5 protein-coding genes are annotated in these 4,423 nt (G+C 61.4%); 2 read left to right on the top strand and 3 right to left on the bottom strand.

The genetic code is table 11. The annotated features are described in order from the left end of the window. Positions 1–151: 151 nt before the first annotated feature. Positions 152–1,135: a sugar ABC transporter substrate-binding protein gene (locus FJM51_RS23025; RefSeq protein ID WP_140456431.1), complete on the bottom strand. Its 984-nt coding sequence runs from the start codon at positions 1,133–1,135 to the stop codon at positions 152–154. Between the two features lie 160 nt (positions 1,136–1,295). After that, a complete protein-coding gene (locus tag FJM51_RS23020; protein ID WP_140456430.1) occupies positions 1,296–2,321 on the bottom strand; it encodes a sterol desaturase family protein in 1,026 nt (341 codons plus the stop codon). Positions 2,322–2,553: 232 nt separating this feature from the next. Here FJM51_RS23020 and FJM51_RS23015 point away from each other — a divergent pair, with 232 nt between their 5' ends. Beyond that, positions 2,554–3,582 carry a LacI family DNA-binding transcriptional regulator gene (locus FJM51_RS23015; RefSeq protein ID WP_140456429.1) on the top strand — a complete coding sequence of 343 codons (1,029 nt, stop codon included), beginning with the start codon at positions 2,554–2,556 and terminating at the stop codon, positions 3,580–3,582. Positions 3,583–4,034: 452 nt separating this feature from the next. Beyond that, entirely contained in the window at positions 4,035–4,184 is a 150-nt protein-coding gene (locus tag FJM51_RS25460) for a transposase (protein WP_210240407.1), read from the top strand. Positions 4,185–4,216: 32 nt separating this feature from the next. Here FJM51_RS25460 and FJM51_RS23005 read toward each other — a convergent pair. Continuing rightward, positions 4,217–4,423, bottom strand: a 207-nt coding sequence (locus FJM51_RS23005; RefSeq protein ID WP_140456428.1) for a TRAP transporter large permease subunit, incomplete at its 5' end; no start/stop codon positions are given.

Raw genomic sequence — 4,423 nt, 5'->3', positions numbered from 1 at the left:
GATTGGGTTGCCATTGGGGTATCCCTTGCATGCGACGCTCCGGCCGGCCCCGGGGGCGGCCACGATCGCTTCGCGCGGAGGTTGGTCCGGGCCACCCCGGTGGGCGGTCCGGTTTGAAGGGCTCGCGCCGAGGTGCGCTCGGCTTCAGATGTTAACGCACACCCGCCGCCACGCCTTCGATCGCGGCGTCGACACTGTCCCCGTCCACGATCTTGGGGCCGGTGAGGATGGGAGCGGTCGGGATATCAAGCCCATAGCTCGCGTATCCGGCCGCGAGAGAAACGGCGAGGTAACCCTGCATGTAGGGTTGCTGATCAACTGCGAAGAGCTGGCTGCCGTCCTTGACGCGGTCGAGCCCCGACTTGTCGAAGTCGAAAGAGCCCAGCTTCACCCGACCTTGGCCCCCAGCCTGCATGATGCCGTTGGCGGCGCTGTTCGCGTCCGAAGCGCTGATCGTGATCACGCCATCGACTTCGGCGTTCTTGAGGAGCGCCGCCTTGATCGCCTCGGCCACGGCCGTCGGGTTGCCGAAGCTCGTCGCGGGCAGCGGCAGCTGACTGGCGGTCCCGCCGGTGGCCGCGATACCCTCGGATACTCCTTTGCAGCGCGCCTCCAGATTCGCCGCGCCGGGAACCGTGTTCACGCAGATGACGTTCTTGGCGCCATGCTCTCCCAGGTATTTGCCCGCGGCGGTACCCGCGATGAGTTCGTCGTTGCCTACGAAATTCATCGCTCCGAGCCGCTGGGCCGCTTCCATGCCACCAGCGTTGTAGATGACGACGGGAACGCCCGCGCTGATCGCGGCCTTGAACGCGTCATCCATCGACTCGGGAACCCAGTCCGGTCCGATGATCGCGTCCGGCTGCTGGCTCAACGCGGTGCGGATCAGGTTGGCCGCGTCGGCGCCAAGGTTATCGTAGCTCTGCGGTCCGAGCCAGGTCACCGAACCGCCATGTTCCGTGACCACAAGGCCGGCATCGTCGGCACCCTTCTTCACCTTCGCCCAGAACGGATCATCGGGTTTGCCGCCGATGACAACGATATTGGACCCTTCGGCATGAGCCCCGACCGGCGCGCAGAACGCGATCACCGCCGTCGATGCCAGGACCGCGGCAAGGATCTTCATTGGTTTCATTTCATCCTCCCTCTCCCCGCGTACTCGCGGATTTCTTGGATAATTATGGTGGATCGTAAGACGAATACTAAATCGCGTGATGACGAAGCGAATTGCGCATCTGTCACATGTCGTTCAGGGGGCATCCACTCGTCGTCGTTCGTTTAACTGCCTGGCACAACTACATGGACGCGGCGGCGGATTCCTTCTCTTTCATCCGATCCTTCCTTTTCTTGAAGCGAGCGTTCATCATGGCGTCGCCTTCCTTGGAGCCGTCGTGCCAGGTGCCGAACCACTTATCGAGCGGGATCAGCCCGTCGCCGCCGTAGTTCACCTCGAAATACTTGTGATGCAGGTAGTGAGTGAAAGCATGGCTATCGAGCGCGGTCTCGTCCGTCAGTTCGAGCTTGTCGAAGCCGATATGACCATTAACCGCCCCAAAACCTGCGATGTTGAGTTGGAACAGCGCGACAATGGGGTTTGAGGGGATCACCAGATGCCAGAGTCCCACTGCGAAATAGGCGAATCCCTCGACCGGATGCATGGAAAGCGACGACCATGGGGAGGGATTGATCGAATTGTGGTGAACCGAGTGGATCCACTTATAGAGCGGCGGCCAGTGGATCGCACGATGGATGAAGAAGAAATGCACCTCGTGAATGAATGGTGCGAAGAAAACGAGTAGCGCGAGGTACACCGGATGGTCAGACCAGGCGAGCCAAGTACCGATGCCGTTCGCATGGCACCAGAGGATCGCAACCTCGATGACAGTCCACATCGGGATCGTCACGAAGAAGCTGCGCAAGAAATTGTCGATGTTCTGGCTCTTGAACCAGAAAACATCCGAAGGCTGCTCGGCCGGGAACTTTCCGTTGAACTTGAACCGGGTGCCCTGCACGCGCTTGATGTAGTAGAAGAGTTCGATCCCACCATACATCGCGAAGATCGCGAGCGCGTTGACCGCGTAGAGCCAGAGGATCCAACCCGGCGTGAGCGTGCGCGCGGTCTCGACATCCGGCACTACAAGGTACCAATACGCGAGCGCGGTCGCCATGTGGAAGGCATTCCATGGCCAGAGGTATTCGGGTAGCCATCGGAGGACGCGCCCCAGTGCTGGCGGCCAAGCCCAGAATGGCGCTATCTCGACCGTGGCATTGGGCGCCCAGTCTCCTCGCTTGTTCCGTGTGCCATACTTGAGATCGTCCATGCTTCCTCCTAGGCGCACCCGCCTCTTTCCTGATCAGCCCCGCGCTGCTCGGCCGCCTCATCCCGAAGGCTCATGCGGAATCCGATTTCTACGCGGTCCGAGTGGATGGAACAAAAATATCATTCTGACGTTGACCTGATCAAGAGATCACCTTGAAGAAACCAACAAATTGTATCATTAGTCTCATTATGGCCGATAAATGAGATAAATTGTATCTTCCACGGAGAAAACGGTGCGCCGACCAACAATCCGCGATTTGGCCGCTGCCTCAGGGCTGTCGGTGGCAACGGTAAACCGCGTGCTTTCCGGAGCTCCGGGGGTGCGCCCTGTGACGCGGGAGAAGGTGCGCGCGACCGCCGCCGAGATAAACTTCTACGGGCTCGGCGCCATCGACGCGCGCATGGCCACGACACGACCCAGGTACCGCTTCGGCTTTCTCTTGCTCCAGTCACAGCGTCCCTGGTATCGCGCGGTCGCACAGGAAATCCGCGCCGTGGCACAAGCCTGTCAAGACGCTGAGATTGAAGTCCGGATCGAGCATCTCGAGGATCTCTCTCCCGCCAACACTGCCGAACGCGCACGCGCGCTCGCGGGTGACTGCGCCGCGATCTGCGTGACTTCAATGGTACATCCCACGATCACCGACGCGCTGGAGGACCTACAATCCCAAGGTACGCCCGTTTTCGCGTTGATCTCCCAACTGGCAGCTACTGGCCAAGTCCATTATATTGGGCTCGACAACTGGAAGGTCGGACGAACCGCGGCTTGGGCAATCGAACACATCGGTCGAGAACCCGGCGCGGTGGGCATTTTGATGGGCAGTCCGCGCTATAGAAACCAGGAGATGAACGAGAGCGGATTCCGGTCCTATTTTCGCGAACACGCACCCGGCTTCGCATTACTCGAACCCCGCGCCACCTACGAGTCGGCCGCCATCGCACAGGAGTTGACGGAGGAGCTTCTCCGCGATCACCCTGACCTGGCGGGGCTTTACATCGCGGGAGGCGGCATCAGCGGCGCGCTCGCCGCGTTGCGGCACGTGGCGCGGCCCAAGAATCTCGTTGTTGTCGGCTACGAACTCATGGATGTCACACGCGCGGCCCTGCTCGAGGGGACCATGACATTGGTCATAGCTCATCCGTTGCGCCAGCTAGCGGAGGAGGCCATTTCCCGAATGCTAGCTTCCGTTTCAGCTGGAGCCGATCCTGGAAATCTGACAAAAATCATTCCATTTGAAATATATACCCGAGAAAATATGTAATGTTATTACAGGTCGGACCGCCCGTCGCCTCCGGATCACCGCGGCCTCGGCGCGCACGAGGGGCGGAATGGCGATTACGCTAAGTGGTGTAGCTCACGGCGGACCTCGCGCTCATCGGCGGGCCAAGCTGGTCAGTCGCACGACGCGGCTGGCAGGCCGACGGTGATGAGACCTGTGCGCGGGTAGGTCTGGACGGAGGGTACTGAACGTGATCCGCTCAATCCGGACAAGGAATTGAGGTGTGCGATGTCTGGGCGGCGGATTGGCCAGGAGAGCTTCGGGCTTCGTCGCGGATCGGCGTGGCGCGCATTCATCCCTGGATGATCTCGCGGGCTGATCGACTGGGCACCGGTCGAAGAGGCGCTGTCCGAAACTTCCAGCGCGGCGAAAGGCGAGCCGGCCTGGCCGCTCTTGGCCTGTTCAGGACGACGCTCCTTTCGGTGTGGTAAGACCTGTCCGACGTACCGTTCGCCGAGGCGCTGGACGACCGGGCGTCGTTCCGACGGTTCTGCGGCTCCTCCTCCTCCTCCGAACCGATGCCTGAGCGGACCGCCTTCGCGCGCTTCGGGTCGCACTCGGGCAACGGGAACACCAAGGCGTAGCGCGGCGGCTTCGGCCCGCCGCGCACCCACGCTCACCCGAACATGGTGTTGGGGATGAGGAGTGCGATGCTTGGGAAGGCGATGATGAGCAGGAGCCCCAGCGCCATGGCGAGCAGGAAGGGCAAGACGCCGCGGAAGATCGTGGTCATCGGCACGTCGGTGGCGACGCCCTTCACGACGAAGACGTTGAGCCCGACGGGGGGCGTGATCATCCCCATCTCGATGACGATCACCGCGAC

The organism is Amaricoccus solimangrovi (assembly GCF_006385685.1).
Lineage (GTDB): Bacteria > Pseudomonadota > Alphaproteobacteria > Rhodobacterales > Rhodobacteraceae > Amaricoccus > Amaricoccus solimangrovi.
The sequence above is the reverse complement of the archived record's forward strand: the minus strand, read 5'-3'. Positions and strand labels throughout refer to the sequence as shown.